This window comes from Nocardioides allogilvus (assembly GCF_003047285.1).
Lineage (GTDB): Bacteria > Actinomycetota > Actinomycetes > Propionibacteriales > Nocardioidaceae > Nocardioides > Nocardioides allogilvus.
Map to the genome: position 1 here is coordinate 328,328 of NZ_PZYX01000002.1, position 22,911 is coordinate 351,238.

28 protein-coding genes and 1 pseudogene are annotated in these 22,911 nt (G+C 70.7%); 5 read left to right on the top strand and 24 right to left on the bottom strand.

What is annotated here, in order from left to right; all coding sequences use genetic code 11:
- Window positions 1-73: 73 nt before the first annotated feature.
- From C9J87_RS04920 to C9J87_RS04935, 4 genes are all read left to right on the top strand, one after another.
- A complete protein-coding gene (locus C9J87_RS04920) occupies window positions 74-928 on the top strand; it encodes a serine protein kinase RIO (protein ID WP_010833678.1) in 855 nt (284 codons plus the stop codon).
- Window positions 929-937: 9 nt separating this feature from the next.
- Window positions 938-2,020, top strand: a complete 1,083-nt coding sequence (locus tag C9J87_RS04925) for an LOG family protein (protein ID WP_107704876.1) — start codon at window positions 938-940, stop codon at window positions 2,018-2,020.
- Window positions 2,017-2,385 (top strand): hypothetical protein, encoded by a 369-nt coding sequence (locus C9J87_RS04930; protein WP_010833680.1) that lies wholly within the window; start codon window positions 2,017-2,019, stop codon window positions 2,383-2,385. The genes C9J87_RS04925 and C9J87_RS04930 overlap by 4 nt, the downstream gene beginning before the upstream one ends.
- Window positions 2,386-2,524: 139 nt before the next feature.
- The gene (locus C9J87_RS04935) at window positions 2,525-3,007 is read left to right on the top strand and encodes a GNAT family N-acetyltransferase (RefSeq protein WP_010833681.1); all 483 of its coding nucleotides are present in this window, start codon (window positions 2,525-2,527) and stop codon (window positions 3,005-3,007) included.
- Window positions 3,008-3,039: 32 nt separating this feature from the next.
- On the opposite strand, the gene C9J87_RS04940 is transcribed toward C9J87_RS04935, so the two are convergent.
- From C9J87_RS04940 to rpsB, 11 genes are all read right to left on the bottom strand, one after another.
- Window positions 3,040-3,582, bottom strand: coding sequence for a maltokinase N-terminal cap-like domain-containing protein (locus C9J87_RS04940; RefSeq protein ID WP_010833682.1), 543 nt, complete (start codon window positions 3,580-3,582; stop codon window positions 3,040-3,042).
- Between the two features lie 40 nt (window positions 3,583-3,622).
- A complete protein-coding gene (locus tag C9J87_RS04945) occupies window positions 3,623-4,852 on the bottom strand; it encodes a glycosyltransferase family 4 protein (protein WP_107704877.1) in 1,230 nt (409 codons plus the stop codon).
- Between the two features lie 85 nt (window positions 4,853-4,937).
- Complete coding sequence (rlmN, locus tag C9J87_RS04950) at window positions 4,938-6,068, bottom strand: 23S rRNA (adenine(2503)-C(2))-methyltransferase RlmN (protein ID WP_107704878.1); 1,131 nt, start codon at window positions 6,066-6,068, stop codon at window positions 4,938-4,940.
- 40 nt (window positions 6,069-6,108) lie between these two features.
- Window positions 6,109-6,468, bottom strand: coding sequence for a hypothetical protein (locus tag C9J87_RS04955; protein ID WP_010833685.1), 360 nt, complete (start codon window positions 6,466-6,468; stop codon window positions 6,109-6,111).
- 4 nt (window positions 6,469-6,472) lie between these two features.
- Complete coding sequence (locus tag C9J87_RS04960) at window positions 6,473-6,988, bottom strand: histidine phosphatase family protein (RefSeq protein WP_107704879.1); 516 nt, start codon at window positions 6,986-6,988, stop codon at window positions 6,473-6,475.
- Window positions 6,985-7,764, bottom strand: coding sequence for an SDR family oxidoreductase (locus C9J87_RS04965; RefSeq protein ID WP_107704880.1), 780 nt, complete (start codon window positions 7,762-7,764; stop codon window positions 6,985-6,987). The genes C9J87_RS04960 and C9J87_RS04965 overlap by 4 nt, the downstream gene beginning before the upstream one ends.
- A gap of 4 nt (window positions 7,765-7,768) precedes the next feature.
- Window positions 7,769-8,662, bottom strand: coding sequence for a phosphatidate cytidylyltransferase (locus C9J87_RS04970; RefSeq protein ID WP_010833688.1), 894 nt, complete (start codon window positions 8,660-8,662; stop codon window positions 7,769-7,771).
- Between the two features lie 20 nt (window positions 8,663-8,682).
- Window positions 8,683-9,237, bottom strand: a complete 555-nt coding sequence (gene frr, locus C9J87_RS04975; protein WP_198017033.1) for a ribosome recycling factor — start codon at window positions 9,235-9,237, stop codon at window positions 8,683-8,685.
- 75 nt (window positions 9,238-9,312) lie between these two features.
- Entirely contained in the window at window positions 9,313-10,029 is a 717-nt protein-coding gene (gene pyrH, locus C9J87_RS04980) for a UMP kinase (protein ID WP_010833690.1), read from the bottom strand.
- A 153-nt stretch (window positions 10,030-10,182) separates the two neighbouring features.
- Window positions 10,183-10,995, bottom strand: a complete 813-nt coding sequence (gene tsf, locus C9J87_RS04985; protein ID WP_010833691.1) for a translation elongation factor Ts — start codon at window positions 10,993-10,995, stop codon at window positions 10,183-10,185.
- 72 nt (window positions 10,996-11,067) lie between these two features.
- Window positions 11,068-12,213 carry a 30S ribosomal protein S2, sunset domain variant gene (gene rpsB, locus C9J87_RS04990; protein WP_084622881.1) on the bottom strand — a complete coding sequence of 382 codons (1,146 nt, stop codon included), beginning with the start codon at window positions 12,211-12,213 and terminating at the stop codon, window positions 11,068-11,070.
- 419 nt (window positions 12,214-12,632) lie between these two features.
- Between rpsB and C9J87_RS04995 the strand changes: the two genes are divergently transcribed.
- Window positions 12,633-13,238 carry a M23 family metallopeptidase gene (locus tag C9J87_RS04995; RefSeq protein WP_010833693.1) on the top strand — a complete coding sequence of 202 codons (606 nt, stop codon included), beginning with the start codon at window positions 12,633-12,635 and terminating at the stop codon, window positions 13,236-13,238.
- Window positions 13,239-13,440: 202 nt separating this feature from the next.
- Here the strand turns inward: C9J87_RS04995 and C9J87_RS05000 are convergent, their stop codons facing one another.
- The 13 genes and pseudogenes from C9J87_RS05000 to rpsP all read right to left on the bottom strand — a co-directional run bounded on the left by C9J87_RS05000 (window position 13,441) and on the right by rpsP (window position 22,868).
- Window positions 13,441-14,391 carry a tyrosine recombinase XerC gene (locus tag C9J87_RS05000; RefSeq protein ID WP_010833694.1) on the bottom strand — a complete coding sequence of 317 codons (951 nt, stop codon included), beginning with the start codon at window positions 14,389-14,391 and terminating at the stop codon, window positions 13,441-13,443.
- Window positions 14,392-14,461: 70 nt separating this feature from the next.
- Complete coding sequence (dprA, locus tag C9J87_RS05005; RefSeq protein WP_010833695.1) at window positions 14,462-15,598, bottom strand: DNA-processing protein DprA; 1,137 nt, start codon at window positions 15,596-15,598, stop codon at window positions 14,462-14,464.
- On the bottom strand, window positions 15,595-17,211 hold the full coding sequence (locus C9J87_RS05010) for a YifB family Mg chelatase-like AAA ATPase (RefSeq protein WP_036493147.1): 1,617 nt from the start codon (window positions 17,209-17,211) through the stop codon (window positions 15,595-15,597). The genes dprA and C9J87_RS05010 overlap by 4 nt, the downstream gene beginning before the upstream one ends.
- Window positions 17,211-17,594 carry a YraN family protein gene (locus tag C9J87_RS05015; protein WP_010833697.1) on the bottom strand — a complete coding sequence of 128 codons (384 nt, stop codon included), beginning with the start codon at window positions 17,592-17,594 and terminating at the stop codon, window positions 17,211-17,213. The genes C9J87_RS05010 and C9J87_RS05015 overlap by 1 nt, the downstream gene beginning before the upstream one ends.
- 134 nt (window positions 17,595-17,728) lie before the next feature.
- Entirely contained in the window at window positions 17,729-18,037 is a 309-nt protein-coding gene (locus tag C9J87_RS05020; protein ID WP_010833698.1) for a DUF2469 domain-containing protein, read from the bottom strand.
- A gap of 3 nt (window positions 18,038-18,040) precedes the next feature.
- Entirely contained in the window at window positions 18,041-18,760 is a 720-nt protein-coding gene (locus C9J87_RS05025; protein ID WP_010833699.1) for a ribonuclease HII, read from the bottom strand.
- Between the two features lie 10 nt (window positions 18,761-18,770).
- Window positions 18,771-19,577: a signal peptidase I gene (gene lepB / locus C9J87_RS05030; protein WP_107704881.1), complete on the bottom strand. Its 807-nt coding sequence runs from the start codon at window positions 19,575-19,577 to the stop codon at window positions 18,771-18,773.
- 56 nt (window positions 19,578-19,633) lie between these two features.
- Window positions 19,634-19,984 carry a 50S ribosomal protein L19 gene (gene rplS / locus C9J87_RS05035; RefSeq protein WP_010833701.1) on the bottom strand — a complete coding sequence of 117 codons (351 nt, stop codon included), beginning with the start codon at window positions 19,982-19,984 and terminating at the stop codon, window positions 19,634-19,636.
- Between the two features lie 214 nt (window positions 19,985-20,198).
- The gene (locus tag C9J87_RS20160; RefSeq protein WP_232819879.1) at window positions 20,199-20,597 is read right to left on the bottom strand and encodes a GNAT family N-acetyltransferase; all 399 of its coding nucleotides are present in this window, start codon (window positions 20,595-20,597) and stop codon (window positions 20,199-20,201) included.
- A gap of 90 nt (window positions 20,598-20,687) precedes the next feature.
- Window positions 20,688-21,353, bottom strand: a pseudogene (gene trmD / locus C9J87_RS20165) (tRNA (guanosine(37)-N1)-methyltransferase TrmD); the annotation flags it as partial.
- On the bottom strand, window positions 21,350-21,907 hold the full coding sequence (rimM, locus tag C9J87_RS05045) for a ribosome maturation factor RimM (RefSeq protein WP_232819833.1): 558 nt from the start codon (window positions 21,905-21,907) through the stop codon (window positions 21,350-21,352). The pseudogene trmD and the gene rimM, both read right to left, overlap by 4 nt.
- Before the next feature lie 182 nt (window positions 21,908-22,089).
- Window positions 22,090-22,332, bottom strand: coding sequence for an RNA-binding protein (locus C9J87_RS05050; RefSeq protein ID WP_010833704.1), 243 nt, complete (start codon window positions 22,330-22,332; stop codon window positions 22,090-22,092).
- Window positions 22,333-22,337: 5 nt separating this feature from the next.
- On the bottom strand, window positions 22,338-22,868 hold the full coding sequence (gene rpsP / locus C9J87_RS05055) for a 30S ribosomal protein S16 (RefSeq protein WP_010833705.1): 531 nt from the start codon (window positions 22,866-22,868) through the stop codon (window positions 22,338-22,340).
- Between the last annotated feature and the right edge of the window lie 43 nt (window positions 22,869-22,911).

A 22,911-nucleotide genomic window follows, 5' to 3' on the forward strand; every position in this document is an offset into this window, starting at 1 on the left:
GAGAGGAGTCGTGACATGTCCGTCGTTGTCCTCGGCCTGTCCACAGACCGTCCCTCTCATTCCTGGAGCACCCGTGTCACACCTCACTCCGGGCTCGGCTGACGAGCTCGATCCCGCCTTCGTCTTCGACTTCCGCACCTACGACGAGGACCTCGCGCCCAACCAGCGCTGGTCGACCTGGCTCGACGTCGAGCCCCTCATGCGCGGCCCCGAGCCACGCCCTGACTGGGTGGTGACCTCCCAGGGCGCCATCGACACCGACCTCGGCATCCTCAAGACCGGCAAGGAGGCTGACGTCTTCCTCGTCGAGCGTGCCGACCCGCTCGACCCCGACGGCGGCGTCGTGATGGCGGCCAAGCGCTATCGCGACACCGACCACCGCACCTTCCACCGCGCGGCCAGCTACACCGAGGGGCGCTCGATGAAGCGCTCACGCGACGAGCGCGCCCTCAAGCGCAAGTCGACCTGGGGCCGCCTGGTCGCCGCCGGCGAGTGGGCGATCTCGGAGTGGGATGCGCTCAAGCGCTTCCACGAGCTCGGCCTGCCGGTGCCCTACCCGGTGCAGATCGAGGGCACCGAGATCCTGATGGAGTGGGTCACGCACGACGGTGAGACGGCTCCCCGGCTGGCGCAGACCCGCCCGGCGCCCGACCTGCTCGCGTCCTACTTCGAGCAGCTGCGCGACTCGCTGGCCACGATGGTGCAGTCCGGCGTGGTGCACGGCGACCTGTCGCCGTACAACACGCTCGCCGCAGGCGATCGGCTCCTCATCATCGACCTCCCGCAGATCGTGGACCTCGTCGGCAACCCGCAGGGCATGGACTTCCTGCTGCGCGACTGCGCCAACATGTGCACCTGGTTCCGCGCCAGGGGGCTCGAGGTGGACGAGCAGGAGCTCTTCGGGGAGCTGATGGCGCACGCGTTCTAGGGTCGTCTCGTGCAGCACTCGCGAGGCCGACTGGTCGACGTCACCACCCTGGCCGATTTCGACCACCGTCTCGCCGAGGGCGTGCGGTCGCTGGCGGGCTGGCGGGTGACGGGTCTCGACCTGACCGGTCGCGGCGACGCACTGGCCTCGGTGACGGTCGCGCAGTCGCTGTTCCAGGGCTGCGCGTTCGCCCCCGCGGACGAGGAGTCCGTACGCCGCCGCGGCGCCGTCGTCCTGCCGCGGGTGCCGCACGCGCCGCTCGACACCTTCCGCAGCGCGCTCTACTCGCCCCGCGAGCTCTACGACACCCCGGCCTACACCGACTCCCTCGACGCCCGCGCCTATGCGTGGTCGCGCGGGATGCCCGACCAGGACGACGCGCTCGCCGAGGCGCTGCACGACCACTCGATCGACATCGCCCTCGACGCCTGGGTCGACGGACGGTCGATCGTGGGCGTCATGGGCGGGCACGCGCTCCAGCGCGGATCTGCCGGCTACGCCGACGCCGCCCGCCTGGGTCGCGCCCTCGGCTCCCGGCTGACGGTCGCGACCGGCGGCGGGCCGGGGGCGATGGAGGCGGCCAACCTCGGGGCGTTCCTCTCGGCTGCCCCTGCGGACGCGCTCGACTCGGCGCTCGAGGCGCTCGGCGCCGTACCCTCCTTCACGCCTGACGTCGGCGCCTGGGCAGCCGCCGCCTTCGCGGTCATCGACGCCCACTCCCCCGGCGTCGACTCGCTCGGCATCCCGACCTGGCACTACGGGCACGAGCCGCCCAACCCGTTCGCGACGGTGATCGCGAAGTACGTCCGCAACGCCACCCGCGAGGCCATCCTGCTCGAGGTGTGCGACGCGGGCATCGTCTTCCTGCCCGGCGCCGGCGGCACCGTGCAGGAGATCTTCCAGGACGCCTGCGAGAACTACTACGCCGACGAGTCGACGCTCGCGCCGATGGTGCTGGTGGGCGTCTCGCACTGGACCGAGGTCGTGCCCGCGTGGCCGCTGCTGACGTCCCTGGCCGCCGGTCGCGCGATGGAGGGACACGTGCACCTCGTCGACACGGTCGACGAAGCCGTCGCGGTGCTGACCTCATGACGCTCGATCGAGGATGGGCCGAGGCCGTGGTCGCGCAGCTGCAGCCGGTCTTCGATGCCGACGGTTCGGGCTGGTCGTTCCAGGGCATCACCGACCCGCCCACCGCGCTGCTGTGGGAAGCGGTGCCTGCGTCGTTCCTCGCACGGCATCCTGACTCGGACATCGAGGCAGCCAATGGCATGCCCGCCTCGCAGATCCCGTGCCTGGACATCTGGTTCTACCTCGAGCCCGGCCTGGTGTCGTTGTCCTGGGAGGGCTATCCGCAGCAGCCTGCTCCGGTGGTGCCCACAGGGGACGGCGACCTCGACGGGCGCACCTTGGCGACCCTGCTGGCGGAAAACCTCCGCGTCGACCAGCCCGGCTGACGGGTCGGGCCAGCTGTCCGCCAGAACACCGGCGACACGCCCTACGGCGAATCCGACACGCCGTGCGAAAGCCGCGACGTCCGCAAGAAGTGGCCACTCCGGATCGTCAAGCACCGAGGAGTCGGGCTAGCGTCGCCGCGTGCTGCCCGAACCCACGCGCCGCCTGCGCTTCCGCGAGATGACCGAGGCTGATCTCGACGAGGTGACCGAGACGTTGTCAGCCACGCGAGCCGATGCCGAGCGCTGGATCGCGTGGACCACGGACAACTACCGCCAGCACGGATTCGGCCTGTGGGTGATCGAGACGCACGACGGGCGGTTCGTCGGCGACTGTGGTCTCACGATCCAGGAGGTCGAGGGCGAGGACTTCGTGGAGCTCGGCTGGCACGTGCACCCCGACCATCGACGGCTGGGGTACGCCGCGGAGGCGGCCGCCTCAGTCCTCGCGGCCGCTGGACAAGCGCGGACCGCCGATCACCTGATCGCGATCATCCGGCCGGAGAACGTCGCGTCCCAGGGTGTGGCTCAGAAGATCGGACTCACCTTGGAGCGCAGTGCGTTCAAGCTGGGCGGCGAGGCGCTGATCTTCGGCACCAGGCTCGTCCCGACCGGGGTTTCGTGACGGTCGCTGCGCGACCTCCTCAACCTCCGCTGTCAGGCCCAGGCGACGACGCCGTCGCCACCGTCCCAACGAGCAACCAGAACGGGTCCGGCAGGGTGGGCCGACCCGATGTCAGTCGCCAGGTGCACGGCCAGTCCGTCCGGTGACAGCGCCGGGTTCGTGAGGACCAGCTCCACCGTGGGCTCCCGGGTGTCGACGAGGGTGTCGCCGTCCCAGATCTCGAGCGGAGCCTGCTCCTGCTGACCAGCCAGCGCGCGTCGGTATGCCGCCAGGGCGACCGGGTCGCCCGCGCCGTCGTAGATCCACCGCCGGCCGAGCACCGAGTGCTCCATCGTGGTGACGAGGTGGCCCTCGGCGCCGTCGAGGGGTGCTGCGCGGTAGGTCAGGACGGTTTGGCGTACGGCGCCTCCGCGCGTCACCAGCAGCGCCTCGATCCCGACCTCGCCCTCGGGGTCGTCGAAGCGGTAGCTGCCGACCTGGCGCAGCTCCCCGTCACCGGCCAGGTCGCTGCCCAGCCACTCCTCGAGGAGCTCCAGCTTGGTCGGAGAGATCGTTGCCCGGTGGATGATCGCCATGCTTCGGAGCCTAGGCGTTGGCGTTCCGGCGGGGAGCCCGTCAGCCGGCGCGGCGCGAGGCGCGAACCGTCCGGCTGCCGCACACCTCTCGGTAGTGCTCGACGAGCCGGTCGTTGACGGACTGCCACGAACGCCCCTGCACGCTGCGGTGCGCGGTGGCGGCGACCTGCTCGCGCAGGTGCGGGTCGTCGACCAGCCGGGCGACGTACGCCGCGAGCTCGGTGCCGTTGCCGGGCTGGTAGAGGAACCCGGCACCCTCGTCGACGACGTCGATCGGGCCACCCGCCCGCGGCGCGACGACCGGGACCCCACTGGCCAGCGCCTCCTGGGCGGCCTGGCAGTAGGTCTCGTGCCGGCCCGTGTGCACGAAGACGTCGAGGGTGGCATAGGCCCGGCTCAGTTCCTCGCCGTGGAGGACCCCGAGGAAGGAGGCGCCGGGCAGCAACGCGCGCAGCCGGGCCTCCTCCGGTCCGCCACCGACGATCACGAGCCGGACCCCTGCCAGCTTGTCGACATGCGCGAGCAGCTCGAGCTCCTTCTCCGGCGCGAGCCGACCGACGTACCCCACGAGGGACTCCCCGTTCGGTGCGAGCTGCGCGTGCAGGTGTGCGTCGCGGTAGCCGGGGTCGAACATCTCGAGGTCGACGCCTCGCGGCCATCGGACCAGGCCGGGGATCTCCATCTCCTCCAGCTGGCGCACCGACGCGGTCGACGGGGCGAGCGTGCGGTCGACGGCGAGGTGGATCATCCGCGTCAACCTGGACATCGCAGCGATGCCACCGGCGATGCCGTAGCGCTCGGCGAAGCCGACCAGGTCGGTCTGGTAGATCGCCACGGTGGGGATGCCGAGCTCGCGGGCGGCCTTCGCGGCCTGGTAGCCGAGCGTCGCGGGCGAGGCGATGTGGACGACATCGGGCTGGAAGCGCAGCATCACCGAGCGCAGCCGGCGGCGCGTCTCCAGGCCGATGCGGAAGTCCTTGTAGAACGGGAGGCTCGCACCGCGGGCGATCGTCACTGGATATCCGGCGTACGTCGATGGGCCGGTCGGCGCGAAGACCTCCGCGACATGTCCCTCGCTGGCAAGGTGCTCCAGCACCCGGCGTACGGAGTTGGTGACGCCGTTGACCTGCGGCAGGAACGACTCGGTCACGACCAGCACGCGCAGGCGGTCGGGGTCGGTTCGCCGCGACTGCAGCGGGACCAGGTTGGACCGGGAGAAGGTCGTGTTGGAGACGGCTGACTGTCGATCAGGTCGACGCAACGTGGCCATGGCGCCACCATGGCGGCGCGGTCACAACAGCGGTGGTGGCCCGTGCAGACGACACGTGAACACCGGTTGACGGATGCGGCGAGCGCTACTCCGCCGCGGCGAGCTGTCCGCAGGCGGCGTCGATGTCACTGCCGCGGGTATCGCGCATGGTCGTGACGACGCCGGCGGCGTTGAGTCGGCGGACGAACTCGTCCATGTCCTCCTCACGAGACCGGGTGAACTGGGACCCGGGGATGTCGTTGAGCGGGATCGGGTTCACGTGCACCCAGGCCCGGCCGCGACCGTTGTCGGAGAGCACCTCGGCCAGCCGGTCAGCACGCCACGCCTGGTCGTTGATGTCGCGCATCATGGCGTACTCGATGGAGACTCGGCGGCCGGTCTTCTCGAAGTACTCGTAGGCCGCAGCCACGGTCTCCTCGACGGACCACTTCGTGTTGATCGGGACCAGCTCGTTGCGGAGCTCGTCGTCAGGCGCGTGCAAGGACAACGCCAAGGTGACCGGGATGCCCTCGTCGGCGAGCTGCTTGATCCGCGGCACCAGGCCGACCGTGGACACGGTGACGTGGCGCGCGGAGAGCCCGAGCCCTGCGGGTGCCGGGTCGGTCAGGCGGCGTACGGCGTTGACGGTCGCCTTGTAGTTGGCGAGCGGCTCGCCCATGCCCATGAAGACCACGTTGGACAGGCGTCCGGGGCCACCGGCGACGTCGCCGTTGGCCATCGCGCGGGCGCCCACGACGACCTGGTGCACGATCTCGGCGGTCGACATGTTGCGCTGCAGGCCGCCCGCGCCGGTGGCGCAGAACGGACAGGCCATGCCGCAGCCGGCCTGGCTGGAGATGCAGATCGTGGCGCGGTCCTTGTAGCGCATCAGCACGGACTCGACGAGCGATCCGTCGAAGAGCTTCCACAGCGTCTTGACCGTCTTGCCGCGGTCGGCCTCCTGCTGCCGGATGGGGTTCATCAGGTCGGGCAGCAGCGCGTTGACCAGCTCGGCGCGCTGCGCGCCCGGCAGGTCGGTCATCTCGGCGGGGTCGTGGACCAGCCGCCCGAAGTAGTGCGTCGACAGCTGCTTGGCGCGGAACCCCGGCAGCCCCATCTCGGTCAGCAGGTCCTTGCGCCCGGCTTCATCGAGGTCGGCGAGGTGGCGCGGGGGCTTCTTGCGGCCGCGCGGTTCGTCGAAGACGAGGGGCAGGGTCTTGATGGGTTCGTGGGACATCGCTCCGCGATCCTCCCACCCCGGTGGTGCAAACGGCGACTCAGCGCGCGTCGGCCCGGACCATGAAGTAGAGGACCAGCGACGCCACACCCAGCACGACGGCCGCGGTGATGAGCATCCCGATCACCATGAAGATCCCGAAGCGGCGGGTCTTGCGCTTGGCGAGCAGCGCGATGGGCAGCACCAGCCCGACCAGCAGGAAGGGAAACAGCTTCTCGGCCGTCTCGTCCGGCAGCACCATCCGCAGGATCGCCACGAACCCGCCCGGCAGCGCGGTGACGAAGAGCATCCCGGAGAAGAAGCCGGTGAGGGCCGCGAACGTCGGGTGACTGCGGTGCCACCAGTTGCGCGTCTCGTCGACCGGGTGGTCGGTCTCGGTGGTCGTGTCGGGCGCGCTCATGGCTTCATCGTAGGCGGGTCGGCACCGTGATCAGGTCGGGCATGCCGAGTGACCTCCACCTCACCAGGTCGGGCGGGCTGTCGGTCAGTGCGGCCACGACCAGCGTCCACGCCGTGCCGTGCCCGACCAGGACGACGTCGTCGTCGCCGTGGGTGTCGAGGATGCGGCGTACGGCGGGGAGTACCCGCGCACCGAGAGCGGCCAACGGCTCCCAGCCCGGCGCGGCGGGCTGATCGGGCTGTTCGAAGGCTGCTCGCACGCGATCGCCGAAGTCCTCGAACCACCCCGCGGCGCGCTCGTGCTCGCGCAGGTCCTCGATGATCCCGACGTCGCTGTCGGTCAGCAGCTGGGCCGTCTCCTGCGCCTTGGGCTCGGGCGAGCAGAACCACGCCGCCCGGCTCGGCAGCCGCTCCCGCAGCGCCCAGACGTCGTCGAAGCCGGATGGGTCGAGCTCCCACTCGGCGGCGGGCCGCAGCGGGTCGACGAGCGGCCGGCCGTGACGGACGAGGTGCAGCGTCACAGGAACTCCCCCGCCCCACGCAGCCGCGTGCTCAGCACCCGGGCGGCCCGGCTCGAGTCGAGGCGTACGTCGATGGGCCCCGCGACACCCGCGGCGGCCCGGCTCGTGGCTCGCAGCGAGGCGGGGTCGAGCCGGTCACGGCGCGCGATCAGGCGACCCAGCTCGAACCGGCTCATCGCCTGGGCGCCCCCGACGTGCAGCACTCCCTGGAGGTGGTTGCCGGCGAGCTCGACGAGGGCGGCCGCCAGGTCGCCGACATGGACGGGGCAGCGCTGCTCGTCATCGAAGAGCGCCCCGTCGGCGCCCGACGCGAGCGCGTGCACGAGTCGTTCGTGCTGCGAGGTCCCGTCGCCGAGGATCAGCGACGTGCGAGCGACCACCACGTCGGGGCACACGGCGAGCGCCACGGTCTCGGCGGCGGCCTTCGCGGCGCCGTACGCCGTGATCGGGTCGGGCGGGGCGGACTCGTCGTAGAGCCCGTCGGCACCGGAGAAGACGACGTCGCTGGAGACGAGGACCAGTCGTGCTCCGTGGCGGGCAGCCGCGGTGGCGACGTGCGCGGCGCCGGTGGCGGTGACGTCCCAGTCCGACTGGACGTAGGCCGTGTGGATGATCGCGTCGGGGCGGTGGTGGCCGACGAGCGCCTCGACGGCGTCGCGATCGCGCAGGTCGGCGTCGTGCGAGCCGACGCCGATGACGTCGTGCTCGCGCGCAGCAGTCGCGACGACGTGGCGCCCGAGATAGCCGGTGCGGCCACCGGTGACGAGGAGTCGCACGGACCTAGAAGACGAGGTAGTGGAGCAGCAGCCAGATCGGGGCGACGGTCGCGAGCAGCGAGTCGAGGCGGTCCATCAGGCCGCCGTGCCCGGGGATGATCTGGCTCATGTCCTTGATGCCGAGGTCGCGCTTCATGACCGACTCGCAGAGGTCGCCCAGGGTCGCCATGACGACGGCGATCAGCCCCAGCAGGACACCCACCCACCAGTCACCGCCCAGGAAGGAGGTCACTAGCCAGACACCGACGGCGACGCACGCGATCAGCGAGCCGGCGAAGCCCTCCCACGACTTCTTCGGGGAGATCACCGGGGCCATCGGGTGCTTGCCGAACAGGACTCCGGCGATGTAGCCGCCGGTGTCGGAAGCGACCGTGATCGCGATGAACGTGACGACCGCGCGCATGCCGATGTCGTCGAAGTCGAAGCCGAACGACGGGTTGGTGCCGCCCTCCGCGAGCAGCAGGGCGACGAACGAGGCCAGGAACGGCACGTAGATCAGCGTGAACACCGACGCTGTCGCGTTCTTGACGTAGCCGTCGACGCCTCGGCGCAGCAGCCAGAGCATCACGATCAACGAGGTCACGGCCGTGGCGGTCACCAGGGCGGGCGCGCCCCAGACGTAGGCGACCACCACCATGACGACCGCGCCGAGCATCAGCGGCTGCTCGGGGATGTCGATGTCCTTGGCGGCCAGCCCCCGGTGCAGCTCCCACACGGCGACCACGACGGCCACCGCCACGATGAGCATGAACGCGGTCTTCCAGAAGAAGAGCGACAGATGGATCGCCGAGACCAGCACGACGCCGGAGATGATGGCGGCGGGCAGGTCACGACCGGCACGGCCGTGGTCCTTCTGGGGCGTCGGCTGAGAGGCGTCCGGCGCGGCGGGAGTCGTCATGATGTGAGGTCGGCTTCGGCTCAGACCTCGAGCAGCTCGGCTTCCTTGTTCTTGAGCATGTCGTCGATCGCATCGGTGTGCTTCTTGGTGATCGAGTCGAGCTTCTTCTCGGCGCCGGTGACGTCGTCCTTGCCGACCTCGCCGTCCTTCTCGAGCTTCTCCAGGCCCTGCTTGGCCGTGCGGCGCACGTTGCGGACCGCGACGCGGCCGTCCTCGGCCTTGCCCTTGGCCATCTTGATGTAGTCCTTGCGGCGCTCCTCGGTCAGCTCCGGGAAGACCGCGCGCAGCACCTTGCCGTCGTTGGACGGGTTGACGCCGAGGTCGGAGTCGCGGATCGCCTTCTCGATGTTGGCCATGGCGCCGATGTCGAAGGGCGCGATCAGGATCGTGCGCGCGTCCTGCGAGGTGAAGGACGCGAGCGCGGACAACGGCGTGGGCGTGCCGTAGTAGTCGGCGACGATCTTGGCGAACATGCTCGGGTTGACCCGGCCGGCGCGGATCGCCGCGAACTCCTCGCGGGTCGACTCGACCGACTTGGACATCTTGTCGTCGGCCTCGTTGAGGACTTCGTTGATCACGGCTGCTCCTAGTTGCAGATGGCGGCGTACTGCCAACGGTGCTTGCTGATGGGTCTGGATCGTGGGGCCGGATCAGCCGTCGCGGCTGACCAGCGTGCCAATCTTCTCACCTCGGACGATGCGCAGGATCGCGCCCTCGTCCTCGGCACCGAAGACGACCAGCGGCATGTCGTTCTCCATGCACAGCGCGAACGCGGTGGCGTCGGCGATCTTGATGCCCTGCTGGAGGGCGTCCTGGAAGCTCAGCGTGTCGTACTTCGTGGCGGTGGGGTCCTTCTTGGGGTCGGCGCTGTAGACGCCGTCGACGCCCTGCTTGGCCATCAGGACGACGTCGCAGCGGGTCTCGAGGGCCCGCTGGGCCGCGACCGTGTCGGTGGAGAAGAAGGGCATGCCGGCGCCGGCACCGAAGATGACCACGCGGCCCTTCTCGAGGTGGCGCATGGCGCGGCGCGGGATGTAGGGCTCGGCGACCTGACCCATCGTGATGGCGGTCTGGACACGGGTCTCGATGCCTTCCTTCTCCAGGAAGTCCTGCAGCGCCAGGCAGTTCATGACCGTGCCGAGCATGCCCATGTAGTCGGCTCGCGAGCGGTCCATGCCGCGCTGCTGCATCTCGGCGCCACGGAAGAAGTTGCCGCCGCCGACGACGATCGCGACGTCCACGCCCTCACGGACGACGGTCGCGATCTCGTGGGCCACCTTGGACACGACATCGGGGTCCACCCCGACCTTGCCGCCACCGAAGACCTCACCGGAAAGCTTGATCAGGACACGGTTGTAGGCGGTCACTCAGGAACCCTTTCGAAGGTGTTGTCGATGCCCGAGCAACCTACTCGACACGGGCAACGCGGGTCGACTCGGCAGCGGCTGCGGGGCACAAATGCCGGAGGGGTCGTACGCCGCGGCGTACGACCCCTCCGGATCAGTCTGTGAGGCTGGCGATCAAGCGCCGACCTCGAAGCGCGCGAAGCGCTTGACGGTGGTGCCGGCCTCGTCGAGGACGGTCTTGACCGACTTCTTGGCCTCGGAGACCGACTCCTGCTCGAGCAGGACGATCTCCTTGTAGAACCCACCGAGGCGACCCTCGACGATCTTGGCGATCGCCTGCTCGGGCTTGCCCTCCTCGCGGGTCTTCTGCTCGGCGATGGAGCGCTCGCTCTCGACGACGTCCGCGGGGACCTCGTCGCGGGTGAGGTACTGGGCCTTCATCGCGGCGACCTGCATCGCGGCGGCGCGGGCAGCACCGGCGTCGCCCTCGAACTCGACGAGCACGCCGACGGCGGGCGGCAGGTCAGCCGAACGCTTGTGCATGTAGACGACGGTCTCGCCGTCGAAGTAGGCGACCTGACCGAGCTCGATCTTCTCGCCGATGGTGATGGCGAGCTCCCCGACGACCTCGCCGACGGTCTTGCCGTCGAGCTCGACCGCCTTGAGGGTCTCCAGGTCGCCGGCCTTGGCGGCGTCGGCCGCGTCGGCGATGCGCTGGGCCACGGCGACGAAGTCGTCACCCTTGGCCACGAAGTCGGTCTCGCACTTGAGCTCGACCAGCGCGCCACCGGAAGTGGCGACGAGACCGGCGGAGGCCTCGCGCTCGGCGGCGCGGTTGGCGGCCTTGGCGGCACCCTTGACGCGCAGCAGCTCGACAGCCTTGTCGAAGTCACCGTCCGCCTCGGTCAGCGCCTTCTTGCAGTCCATCATCCCGGCCTGCGTCAGCTCACGGAGCTTCTTGACGTCGGCAGCGGTGAAGTCAGCCATGATCCCTCATCCTTCAGTTCGTGTGTGGTGAGCTGAAGCGGGCCGCGAGTCTCCTTGCGGCCCGCCAGCCGATCAGTCGTTCTTGTGCTCGGCGTTGACGAAGCCGGCGGCCTCGGCAGCCTCGGCGGTCTTGAACCAGACCTCGGCCTTGGTGCGGCCGTACCAGGGGCTGGTGGGCGCGTGGAACTTCATCGAGTCCTTGTTGCCCTTGATGTCGAAGCCCTCGGGAGCCGAACCGTCCTCGTTGGCGGGCGCCGAACCGGCGAACTCACCCTCGGCCGGGACATCCGCGAGCGGCTTGACCTCGGCAGCGGCCTCGTCGGCGGCGGGCGCCTCGACGACGGCCTCGGCGGCAGCAGCAGCGGCGGGAGCCTCGACAGCGGCACCGGTCGACTCGGCGGCGGGCGCCTCGGTCGTGGCGTCGCCACCGGTGGCCTCGACGGCAACCTTCTCGGCGTCACCCTCGAGGAGCTCGCGCTCCCACTCGGCGAGCGGCTCGGCGGCGGTGGCGTCGGTGGCCTTCGGACCGGAGCGGGCGATGAGGCCCTCGGCGACGGCGTCGGCGACCACGCGGGTCAGCAGGCCGACGGCGCGGATCGCGTCGTCGTTGCCCGGGATCGGGAAGTCGACCAGGTCGGGGTCGCAGTTGGAGTCGAGGATGCCGATGATCGGGATCCGCAGCTTGCGGGCCTCCTCGACGGCGAGGTGCTCCTTGTTGGTGTCGACGATCCACACGGCGGAGGGGACCTTGGTCATCTCGCGGATGCCGCCGAGGGTCTTCTCGAGCTTGGTGTGCTCCCGCTTCATCTGCAGGAGCTCCTTCTTCGTGCGACCCGAGCCCGCGACGGTGTCGAAGTCGACGTCGTCGAGCTCCTTGAGGCGGTTGATGCGCTGGTGCACGGTCTGGAAGTTGGTGAGCATGCCGCCGAGCCAACGCTGGTTGACGTAGGGCATCCCGACGCGCGTCGCCTGCTCGGCGATGGCCTCCTGGGCCTGCTTCTTGGTGCCGACGAACATCACGACACCGCCCTTGGCGACGGTCTCCTTGACGAAGGCGTAGGACCGGTCGATGTAGGCCAGCGACTGCTGCAGGTCGATGATGTAGATGCCGTTGCGCTCGGTCATGATGAAGCGCTTCATCTTGGGGTTCCAACGACGGGTCTGGTGACCGAAGTGGACGCCGCTCTCGAGCAGCTGGCGCATGGTGACGACTGCCATGTGATTCTCCTGTGTGATGGAGGCGCTCACCCGGTGTGCGCGACCTTGATGCAGGCCGAGCCGGGGATCGGATCTCCGAAGTGGTTTTCAGTTGCTTGCGCCCGACGGGTGTCGGTCGCCCTGACGCTCGCGCGCGATCCGATCCGGCTCGAATTCGAGCCGGAACTGAGGATCGGCGCCCACGGGTGGTCGGCCTCCAGGGAAAGAGGCCGTCGCGGTCTGCGAGCGTGCGAAGTCAGCCCGGGTCGATCTGGGTAGTGCTGGGCTGCTTCGCGAATCGTAGGCCACCCGCCCGTCGGCGTGCCAATCGAGCCTCGACCGGGCCCCGAACCGTCCACAGGCCCCTCGTCGGACGTCGTGTCCACAGGGTACGTCGCAGCGCGCGTGCCGCACCGTCGCGTGGGCGCGACGCTGGGTCGATGAAGCCGTTGCGCTGTCTCCTCCCGGTCGTGCTCGCCCTGCTGCTCGCCCTCGTCTGCGGCCCGGCCTCCGCCCTCCCCCGCCCGCCCGAGCCGGATCCGGTCGGCATCTGGCCGCTGAGTCCCGAGCCCGACGTGATGCACGGCTTCGACCCGCCCGACGACCCCTGGGGCTCGGGCCACCGAGGTGTGGACCTCGCCGGCACGGTGGGCCAGTCAGTGCTGAGCGCGATGGCCGGCCAGGTCGCCTTCGTGGGCAAGATCGCCGGCAAGCCCGTGGTCACGATCACCCACGGCGACACCCGCACGACCTACGAACCCGTCTCCTCCTCGCTCGAGGTCGGCGCCGTCGTGGCCGCGGGCGACCGCATCGGCTCGCTGAGCCTGCCGTTCAGCCACTGCTTCCCCCGCGCCTGCCTGCACTGGGGCTGGCTGCGCGGCGAGACCTACCTCGACCCGCTGGGCCTCGTCAGCGACGGCCGCGTGCGACTGCTGCCGCTGTGGCGCGAGTCGCCGATCGACCACGGAGCGACGGCGGCACAGTGGCGACCACCACCCCTGCCGTACGCCGCCTGGTATCCCCCGCTCCGGGCCCACCTCCCCTGACGACCGAGCCCTGACGACCGAGCCCTGGGTGACCCGACGCCGCGGTGAGTGAGCAACATTTCCCGGGGCGCGAATGTGGCTCACCCACCTGCCTGCCCGCGTGTCCTCGCAACTCGCCGACGCAGCGGTGGTCCAGCCACATTTCCGGCGCTCTGAATGTGGCTCAATCACCGCCGCCGAGGGGGCGGAGGCGGAGGTCCGCTCAGGCGCGCGGGTGGGCCTGGCGGTAGGCCTGCCGCAGCCGGTCGGTGGTGACGTGGGTGTAGAGCTGCGTCGTGGCCAGCGAGGCGTGGCCGAGCAGCTCCTGGACCGAGCGCAGGTCGGCCCCGCCCTCGAGGAGATGGGTGGCGGCGGTGTGGCGCAGGCCGTGCGGGCCCATGTCGGGCGCGCCGGGCACCTCGGCGATCCGGCGGTGCACCAGCTCACGCACGGCACGCGGGTCGATCCGGCGACCACGGGCGCCGAGGAAGAGGGCCGCGCCAGCACCCTCGACCCGGATGGCCGGACGGCCCAGGGTGAGCCAGCGGTCGACGGCCCGAGCAGCCGGCTGGCCGTAGGGAACCGAGCGCTCCTTGCGACCCTTGCCGAAGACCCGCACGACTCGCCGCTGGGTGTCGAGGTCGTCGATGTCGAGGCCGACCAGTTCTCCCACGCGGATACCGGTGGCATAGAGCAGCTCGAGCATCGCGACGTCACGCAGGCCGATGGGCGAACCGTCGTCGGCCCGCTCGGCGGCGGCCCGGATCAGGTCGGCGGCCTCGTCGGCGCGGAGCACCGGAGGCAGGGTCTTGTGCTTCTTCGGCGAGCCCAGCGAGGCCCCGGCATCCGACGGAGCCCGGCCCGTGCGGGCCAGCCACGCCGTGAACACCCGAGCGGCCGTGGCCCGACGGGCGATCGTCGTTCGCGACTTGCCCATGGACTGCTGCTTGGCCAGCCAGCTGCGCAAAGTGCGCAGGTCCAGCTCGCCGACGTCGACCAGCCCGAGCCGGGTGGCGTGGTCGAGCAGGCTGACGAGGTCACCGAGGTAGGCCCGGACCGTGTGCGGGGTCAGGTCGCGTTCGGAGGTGAGGTGCCGCTCGTAGTCGGCCAGGATCTTCGCCATCGACTCCGGGAGCTCGGCGTCGCGCGCCTCCACGTCTGCGTCGGTCGCCATCCTGCGATCGTAGGACGGCCTGGGCGGCGGACGCCGGAGCCACGACGGGAGGGTGGGGACCGTCGACCGGTCATCGGCCACCTCCGCCACGTCCGCCCCCTGCGACCAGCCGCCAGCCGTCGACGGCCAGGTGGACCAGGCCGGCCTCGGTCAGCTCCACCAGCACCCGGTCGGCCTCCTGCACACCGACGCCCGCGATGCTGCTGATCGACTCGGTGCTGGCCCCCCGCGCGACCGGCACCGCGTCGAGCACCCGCACCTGGCGCAGCGAGAACCCGTCATGGGCGCGCTCCGGCCCGCGCGGGACGGCCATCAGGTGCTCCCCCGAGCCGCCGACGAGCTCCAGCACCTCGGCCCCGCTCGTCACCAGCGCGGCCGAGCCCTTGCGGATCCACTCGTGCACGCCCTGGGACGTCGCGCTGGTGACCGGCCCGGGGACGCCCATCAGCACCCGGCTCAGCTGATCGTTCCAGTGGGCGGTGTTGAGGGCGCCGCTGCGCAGCGCCGCCTCGACCAGCACCGTGCCGCGGCTCAGCGCCGCGATCAGCCGGTTGCGGGACAGGAAGCGCACCTTGGTCGGCGCGGAGCCCGGCGGCGCCTCCGAGACCACGGCGTGACGCTGGGCGATGTGGTCGATGAGCTCGCGGTGGGCAGCGGGATAGGCACGATCGGCGCCGCAGGCGAGCACAGCGACCGTCGCTCCTCCGGCAGCGAGCGCGCCCCGGTGGCCGGCCTGGTCGATGCCGAACGCTGCCCCGGAGACCACCGGCCGGCCCGCGCGGGCAGCCGAGGCGGCCACGTCCGTGGCGACGTCGAAGCCGTAGGACGTCGCCGACCGCGACCCCACCACGGCGACGGACTCGCTCAGGTCGGTCAGCCGCATGGGACCGCGGACCCACAGACCCACGGGCACGCCCCCGAGCCCCTGCACCCGCTGGCCGTGCGCCAGGTCGTCGAGCTGGCTCGGCCACTCGTCGTCGGCCGGCGTGACGAACCGGACGCGCTGGCGATCGGCCACGGCCAGCACGCGCTCCGGGTCGACCGTCCGCAGCCTTGCGACCAGCTCGGGTCGCTCGTCGCCGTCCAGCAGCTCCTCGACCGTCCTGGCGGCACCGACGCTCGACACGCTGTCCGAGACGGCGCCGTCACCCGGCTCGATCGCGAGACTGAGCCGGACCCGGGCGATCAGCTCCTGCGCGGCGCTCACGACGCCAGCTCCATGAACGACATCGCCTCGAGGTTGATCGGCCCGCTGCCGCGCAGGGCGAGCGCCGTCTCGACATCCTGCTCCAGCGGCACCTCCCGCCCGGCCAGGTCGGCCACCGAGAGCGCCACCCGGTGCACGCGGGTCATGCCGCGGCGGGTGAGCCGCCCCTGGGACATCGCGTCGTCGAGCAGCACCTGCCCCTCGTCGGGGAGCGGCCAGTGCTCGGCGAGCACCGGCCCGGGGACGGCCGAGTTGAGGGCGAACCCGAGCCCGGCATAGCGGACAGCCTGGCGAGAGCGGGCAGCCGAGACCATCGAGCGGAGCTCCGCCGAGGTGCGGCGATGGGCGAACGGATCTCGACCGCGATGGCCGGCCATGGGCTGAAGCTCGCGCCAGATGTCGATGCGGTCGATGATCGGGCCGCTCAGCTTGCGCTGGTAGTTGCGGCGGACCGCGTCAAGGCAGTCGCACGTCAGGACGGAACCCTGGGCGTGGAAGTTGCCGCACGGGCACGGGTTGGCGGCGAGAACCACCATCCCCCGGGCGGGATAGGTCGCGGACTCCTCACCGCGGGCGATCGACACCTCTCCCGCCTCCAGCGGCTGCCGCAGGGCGTCGATCACGTCGGCGCGGAACAACGGGAACTCGTCGAGGAAGAGCACACCGTGGTGGGCGAGGCTCACCTCGCCGGGCCGGGCGCGGCCGGTGCCGCCGCCCAGGATGCTGGCCCGGCTGGCGTCGTGGTGGGGCGCGAAGAACGGCGGCCGCGTCACCAGCGAGTCGAGGGTGCCCACGAGCGAGTGGACCGCGGTCACCTCGAGGGACTGCTCCAGGGTGAGGTCGGGCAGGATCGTCGGGATCCGCTCGGCGACCGTCGTCTTGCCGGCGCCGCGCGGACCGCTGAGCATGATGTGGTGACCGCCGGCGGCCGCCACCGTGACGGCGCAGATCACCTCCTGCATGCCCTCGACCTCGGACATGTCGACCTCGTCGCGGAGGTCCTGGCCGCGCCACGACAGCAGCCTCGCCGACGTCGTGCCCTCCACGGGCGGCGCGGCCGGCACGTCCTCGCCCCGCAGCTCGGCGACCACCTGGGCCAGGGAGCGCATCCCGAAGACCGTCATCCCCGGCACCATCATCGCCTCCTGCGCCTGCGGCTCGGGGACGAAGACGCGGTGGATGCCGCGCGCCCTCGCGGCCAGCACCATCGGCAGCACCCCGGTCACCGGACGCAGGTTGCCCGACAGCGTGAGCTCGCCGATGAACGCGGTGTCCTCGAGGGCGGCCTGCTCGATGCGGTGGTCGGGAGCTCCGTCCTTCGGACGCGTCCGGTCGGCGGCCTTCACCGCCACCGCGATCGCCAGGTCGAAGTGGGTGCCGCTCTTGGGCAGGTCGGCCGGCGCCAGCAGGATCGTCACCCTCCTGCTCGCCGGCCACGACGGGACGGCGTTGTTGATCGCCATCCGCACCCGGTCGCGCGCCTCCTGGATGGCCTTGTCGGGCCGGCCCACCAGGAAGGTGCCCGGGGTGCCGGCCGAGATGTCGACCTGGACGTCGATGAGGTGTCCCTCGGTGCCCGCGAGGGCGATGCAGCGAGCGGTGGCCAGTGTCATCAGCACAACCCCCGGACGTGCTCGAGCTCCGGCTCGCCGGTCCGCGGACGCAGCACCGCGACGAGGTCGAGACGGATGTCGTCGGGGTGGGCGTCGTGGACGCTCAGCCAGCAGGCCGCGAGCCGGCGCAGGCGCTCGACCTTGCTCCGGCGGATCGACTCGTGGGGGGTGCCGTAGTCGTTGGAGCTGCGCGTCTTGACCTCGCAGATCACCAGCGTGCGCCCCTCCCGCAGCACCAGGTCGATCTCGCCCTGGGGGCAGCGCCAGTTGTGGTCGAGCAGCACCATGCCCTGGCGCGTCAGGAAGAGGGCGGCCAGCCGTTCGCCGTACGCCCCGAGCGCCTGGTTGTGGGTGAGCTGCGGCGGACTGCCTGCGGTGTCCATGGGTGACCTCCTCGATCGGAGGTCACAGCACACCGGCTGCCACGGACAACCGCGCGCCCGACCGGGACCGGGCTGTGGACGACGCAGCGCGGCACCCGGCTGTGGACGGATTGCGGCCCGTCCCGGGCACCGGATCAGTCCTTGGGAGGCTCGATCTCCTGCTCGCTGAGCTCCTCGACGTTGACGTCCTTGAACGTCAGCACCTTGACGTTCTTGGCGAACCGGGCCGGGCGGTACATGTCCCAGACCCAGGCGTCGGTCATCGAGACCTCGAAGAAGACGTCACCGTTCTCCGTGCGGGCCCGCACGTCCACCTGGTTGCACAGGTAGAACCGGCGGTCGGTCTCCACGACGTACTTGAAGATGGTGACGACGTCGCGGTACTCCCGGTAGAGGGTGAGCTCCATCTCGGTCTCGTACTTCTCGAGCTCCTCGGCGCTCATGCCTCACTCCTCCTCGTACGACGCAGCGTCGTGGTGCTCATTCTGCACATCCAACGGCGGCTCGAGCCCCGCGGCCCGCCGCACGTTGACGAACCGCATGCGGTGCACGGGCGACGGGCCGTGCTCGTCGAGCGCGACCGAGTGCACGTCGGTGATGTAGCCCTTGTGGGTCTTGAAGTCATAGACGGGGTACGTCGAGTCGAGCTCGACCATCATCCGGTCCCGTGTCACCTTGGCGAGGACCGACGCGGCGGCGATGCACGCGGCGACCCGGTCGCCCTTCCAGACGGCCAGCCCGGGCACCTCGAGGCCGTCGACGGGGAACCCGTCGGTGAGGACGTAGGACGGGCGCTCCTCGAGCAGTGCGACGGCGCGACGCAGCGCCTCGACGTTGGCGACGTGCATGCCGAGGCGGTCGCACTCCTCGGAGTCGATGACCACGACCGACCATGCGACGGCGCGTCGCACGACCTGGGCGTAGACGCGCTCGCGAGCCTTCTCGGTGAGCAGCTTGGAGTCGGCCAGCCCCGGCACGATCCCGGCCCTGCCCGGCGGCAGGATGCAGGCGCCGGCCACGAGCGGGCCGGCGCACGCGCCCCGACCGGCCTCGTCGACGCCGGCGATGGGCTCGATCCCGACCCGGCGCAGCGCGCGCTCGTAGCCGTAGAGGCCGGCGTCGCGGCGAACGGTGGCGCCGACGGGGAGGTGCGTGAGGGAGGTCATGGCAGGCGGATCAGGACGCGGCGGGGATGTCCTCGAACGTGTCCGGACGCGCCACCCAGTCGAAGCGCTCGCGCGGCCACATCAGCACGAAGACCCGGCCGACGACGAGGTCGACCGGCACGAACTCGGGTCCGGAGACGCAGTCGGTCTCGGCAGCGGGCTTGCACATGTGCTGGCTGGAGTCGGCCGAGTGGCCCCGGTTGTCGCCCATCACGAACACCCGCCCCTCCGGCACCGGCCCGGCGGTCCAGTCGGTCGAGCACTGGTTGACCATCGGGCCGTTGCACTTGGTGCCCTTGTCGTCCTGGACGTAGGTCTCCTCGTCGAGGGGCTTGCCGTTGACCAGGATCCGCCCCTTCTCGTCGCAGCACTCGATGACGTCGCCGGCGACGCCGATGACGCGCTTCACGAGGTGGCCACCGGAGGGGTAGAGGCCGATCTTGGCCATCACCTTGGGCAGCGTCCCGGACGGTCCGGCGGACTCGGCGGCGTTCAGCCAGCCGCCCGGGTCCTTGAAGACCACGACGTCGCCGCGCTGCGGCTCGCCGCCGCCCCAGTAGGAGACCTTCTGGACGAGGATCCGGTCGTCGCGCACGAGACCGGGCTCCATCGACTCCGAGGGGATGTAGAACGCCTGGAGGAAGAGCGCCTTGATCGCGATCGCCAGCACCAGCGCGACCGCCAGCAGCAGGATCGTCTCCTGCCAGAGCGGGAGGTGGTGGCGGTCGGAGCCCTTCTCGCCGTCCTGGGAAGACGACGACCGCGGCCCCTCCGGCTGGGTGTCAGACGGGGAAAGGCCGCGGTCGTGTGAAGTCACTTGCAGAGACTATCCAGTGTCCGGTCGATCTCCGGACACGAGGCGCAGGGGCGAGCTCAGAACTCGCGGCGCTCCTTGATCTTGGCAGCCTTGCCGCGCAGGTTGCGCAGGTAGTAGAGCTTGGCGCGACGCACGTCACCGCGGGTGACGATCTCGACCTTCTCGAAGATCGGGGAGTGCAGCGGGAAGGTGCGCTCGACGCCGACACCGAAGGTGACCTTGCGGACGGTGAAGGTGCGGCCGATGCCCGAGCCGTGGATCCGGATGACGACACCCTGGAACTGCTGGACACGCGAGCGGCTGCCCTCGATGACCTTCACGTGGACGTTGATGGTGTCACCGGCGCGGAAGGCCGGGACGTCGGTGCGAAGGTTGTTGCTGACGAGCTCGTTGAGCACGTTGGTCATGATGACTCCTCACGATTGCCACAGGTCAGCCGCGGAATAGTTGTGCGGATCGGTGCGGTCCAGCCTGCGTGGCCGGCGGCGTCGTACACCCCCTGTGGCAGGTGATCGTCGCGAACTCCCCCGCTCGTGTTCTCCGGGGCGAGAAGTTTGGCCGACTGGACCAAGGAGCGAGTCTGCCAGATCGGGGCAACGTCGGCGAAATCAGCAGCGTGGATCAGCGCCGCCTGGTCAGCACCACGGCACCGGGCTCCCCGGCGAGCGGGCCCCGCAGGCGGTAGCCCGCCTTCTTGTACATCCGGATGTTGTCCAGGCTCCCCGCGCCCGTGAACAGGACGTACGTCGACACGCCGGCCGGCGCCGCCGCCTCGATGCGCTCCAGCATGTCCCGCCCGAGCCCCTGCCCCTGCAGGTCGGGGGCCACCATCAGCCGGCCGACGTCCCAGGCGCCGGCGTGGTCGCCGTGCGTCTCCACCCGGCCGCGGGCCGCCGCGACCAGCCGGCCACCTCGGCGGCGGACGATGACCGTCCACTGGCCCAGCCATCGGCGTACGTCCTCGAGCGACTCGTGGAGGGCGGGGATCCGCACGCTCGGGTTGGCGTCCTGCTCGGCCACCCAGCAGGCGAGCTGCAGCGTGAGGATCTCGCCCGCGTCGGCCGGGGTGGCGAGGCGGACCTCGTCGTCGCCGACGGTGGTGGCGGCGACCAGGTCGGGCCGGCGCTCGGCGGTGCGCCGCACCGCCTGCTCGCGCCGCCAGCGGGCGATCTTGCCGTGGTCGCCGGAGAGCAGCACGTCAGGCACGTCGTGGCCGCGCCAGGAGGCGGGCTTGGTGTAGACGGGGTATTCGAGCAGGCCGTCCTCGTGGGACTCCTCGACCAGCGACTCGGCGTTGCCCATGAAACCGGGGATGAGGCGCACGACGGCCTCGGTGATCGCGAGCGCGGCCACCTCTCCCCCGTTGAGGACGTAGTCGCCGAGCGAGATCTCGCGGACGGTGCCGATCGTCGCGGCGTGCTCGATCACGCGCTGGTCGATGCCCTCGTAGCGGCCGCAGGCGAAGACGAGGTGCTCGTGCGCCGACAGCTCGCGGGCCACGGCCTGGGTGAAGGGCTGTCCGCTGGGCGTCGTGAAGATGATCGCCGCGCCGGTGGCGACCTCGTCGAGGGCCGCGCCCCACGGCTCGGGCTTCATCACCATGCCGGCGCCACCGCCGTACGGCGTGTCGTCAGTGGTGTGGTGCTTGTCGGTCGTCCAGTCGCGCAGGTCGTGCACGGCGATGTCGAGCAGGCCCTTGGCGCGCGCCTTGCCGGGCAGGCTCAGCTCGAGGGGCGCGAGGTAGTCGGGGAAGATCGAGAGGATGTCGATCTTCACTCGTCGACCTTGTCGTCGGGGAAGGGCGTGACGAGGCCGGGGCGGTCCGCGATCACGACCCGGCCGGCGGCGACATCGACCTCCGGCACCAGCGCGGCGACGAACGGGACGAGGGTGTCGCGCCCGTCGAGGGTGCGGACGGTGAGCAGGTCCTGGGCCGAGCCGTGCACGACGGCGGTCAGCTGTCCGAGGTGCGTGCCCGCCTCGTCGTACGCCGCCAGGCCGATCAGCTGGTGGTCGTAGAACTCCTCCGGGTCGACCGGGGCGTCCTCGGGGCCGAGCGTGGCGTGCAGGACGATGCCGCGCGCCGCCTCGGCCGCGTCGCGGCCCTCGATCTCCTCGAAGGTCAGGAGCAGGACCTGCTGGTGCCAGCGGGACCGGGCGACGGTGAGGCTGCGGATCGCGCTGGCCGAGCCCTGCGGGGGCTGGGCGCGCAGGGCCTGGCCGGGAGCGAACCGGCGCTCCGGCTCGTCGGTGCGCACGTCGATGGTGACCTCACCGCGCAGACCGTGCGGCTTGCCGATACGACCGACGACGACCTCGATGCTGTCCACGGGCGAAAGGGTATCGGCGGCCGGTCGGTTCCCCCGCATATGCGGGGGAAACGAACGTTCCAAGGGGTTGTAACACCCAGGAACCTTCCACTCCCCCGCATATGCGGGGGATCAGGGGACTCCAGGGACGACGAAACGGGCGCCACCCCGAAGGGTGACGCCCGTTGCAGTTCGACGTGAGATCAGCGTCGGCGGTCGACGTCCACGAAGTCGACCCGCGCCCCACCGCGGCCCGCGAGGGCCGAGACGACGGTGCGGAACGCCGTGGCCGTGCGGCCGTTGCGACCGATCACCTTGCCGAGGTCGTCGGGGTGGACCCGGACCTCGAGGATGGCGCCACGACGCAGCTGCTTGTCGCGGACCGAGACATCGTCCGGGTTGTCGACGACACCCCGGACGAGGTGCTCGAGAGCTTCGGCGAGCACTCGGCTCAGCTCTCGCTCTTGCCGGCGTCCTCGGCCGTGACGGTCTCGGCCGCCTCGGCCGCGTCAGCCGCGCCCTCGGGGGTCTCGTCCGCGGGCACCGGAGCGGGGGTGGCCTCGGCGGCGGCCGGAGCAGCCTCCTCGGTCTTCTTCTCGGTCTTCTTCTTCGCGGTCACCGCGGCGGCCTTCGGCTCGCTCGAGGCCTCCTTGAGGGCCTCGTTGAAGATCTCGAGCTTGTCGCGCTTCGGCTCCTTGACCTTGAGCGTGCCCTCGGTGCCCGGCAGGCCCTTGAACTTCTGCCAGTCACCGGTGATCTTCAGGAGGACCTCGACGGCCTCGGTCGGCTGCGCGCCGACACCGAGCCAGTACTGCGCCCGGTCGGAGACGATGTCGATGTACGACGGGTCTTCCTTGGGGTGGTACTTGCCGATCTCCTCGAGCACTCGACCATCGCGCTTCTTGCGCGAGTCGACGACGACGACGCGGTACTGCGGGACCCGGATCTTGCCCAGGCGCTTCAAACGGATCTTGACGGCCACGTTTGTGGTGTCTCCTCAGAAATTGTGGTGTGTGAACGACCCC

What these genes read in the sequence shown, in the direction of transcription:
- C9J87_RS04970 (WP_010833688.1), bottom strand. Translation starts at nt 8,662, where the DNA reads ATGACGACTCCCGCCGCGCCGGACGCCTCTCAGCCGACGCCCCAGAAG.
- C9J87_RS05020 (WP_010833698.1), bottom strand. Translation starts at nt 18,037, where the DNA reads ATGAGCGCCGAGGAGCTCGAGAAGTACGAGACCGAGATGGAGCTCACC.
- rlmN (WP_107704878.1), bottom strand. Translation starts at nt 6,068, where the DNA reads ATGTCCCACGAACCCATCAAGACCCTGCCCCTCGTCTTCGACGAACCG.
- C9J87_RS05000 (WP_010833694.1), bottom strand. Translation starts at nt 14,391, where the DNA reads ATGGCGACCGACGCAGACGTGGAGGCGCGCGACGCCGAGCTCCCGGAG.
- C9J87_RS05010 (WP_036493147.1), bottom strand. Translation starts at nt 17,211, where the DNA reads ATGACACTGGCCACCGCTCGCTGCATCGCCCTCGCGGGCACCGAGGGA.
- C9J87_RS04955 (WP_010833685.1), bottom strand. Translation starts at nt 6,468, where the DNA reads ATGAGCGCGCCCGACACGACCACCGAGACCGACCACCCGGTCGACGAG.
- C9J87_RS04940 (WP_010833682.1), bottom strand. Translation starts at nt 3,582, where the DNA reads ATGGCGATCATCCACCGGGCAACGATCTCTCCGACCAAGCTGGAGCTC.
- C9J87_RS04930 (WP_010833680.1), top strand. Translation starts at nt 2,017, where the DNA reads ATGACGCTCGATCGAGGATGGGCCGAGGCCGTGGTCGCGCAGCTGCAG.
- rplS (WP_010833701.1), bottom strand. Translation starts at nt 19,984, where the DNA reads ATGACCAACGTGCTCAACGAGCTCGTCAGCAACAACCTTCGCACCGAC.
- C9J87_RS04945 (WP_107704877.1), bottom strand. Translation starts at nt 4,852, where the DNA reads ATGGCCACGTTGCGTCGACCTGATCGACAGTCAGCCGTCTCCAACACG.
- C9J87_RS05025 (WP_010833699.1), bottom strand. Translation starts at nt 18,760, where the DNA reads ATGACCTCCCTCACGCACCTCCCCGTCGGCGCCACCGTTCGCCGCGAC.
- C9J87_RS05015 (WP_010833697.1), bottom strand. Translation starts at nt 17,594, where the DNA reads ATGGACACCGCAGGCAGTCCGCCGCAGCTCACCCACAACCAGGCGCTC.
- C9J87_RS04995 (WP_010833693.1), top strand. Translation starts at nt 12,633, where the DNA reads ATGAAGCCGTTGCGCTGTCTCCTCCCGGTCGTGCTCGCCCTGCTGCTC.
- tsf (WP_010833691.1), bottom strand. Translation starts at nt 10,995, where the DNA reads ATGGCTGACTTCACCGCTGCCGACGTCAAGAAGCTCCGTGAGCTGACG.
- rpsB (WP_084622881.1), bottom strand. Translation starts at nt 12,213, where the DNA reads ATGGCAGTCGTCACCATGCGCCAGCTGCTCGAGAGCGGCGTCCACTTC.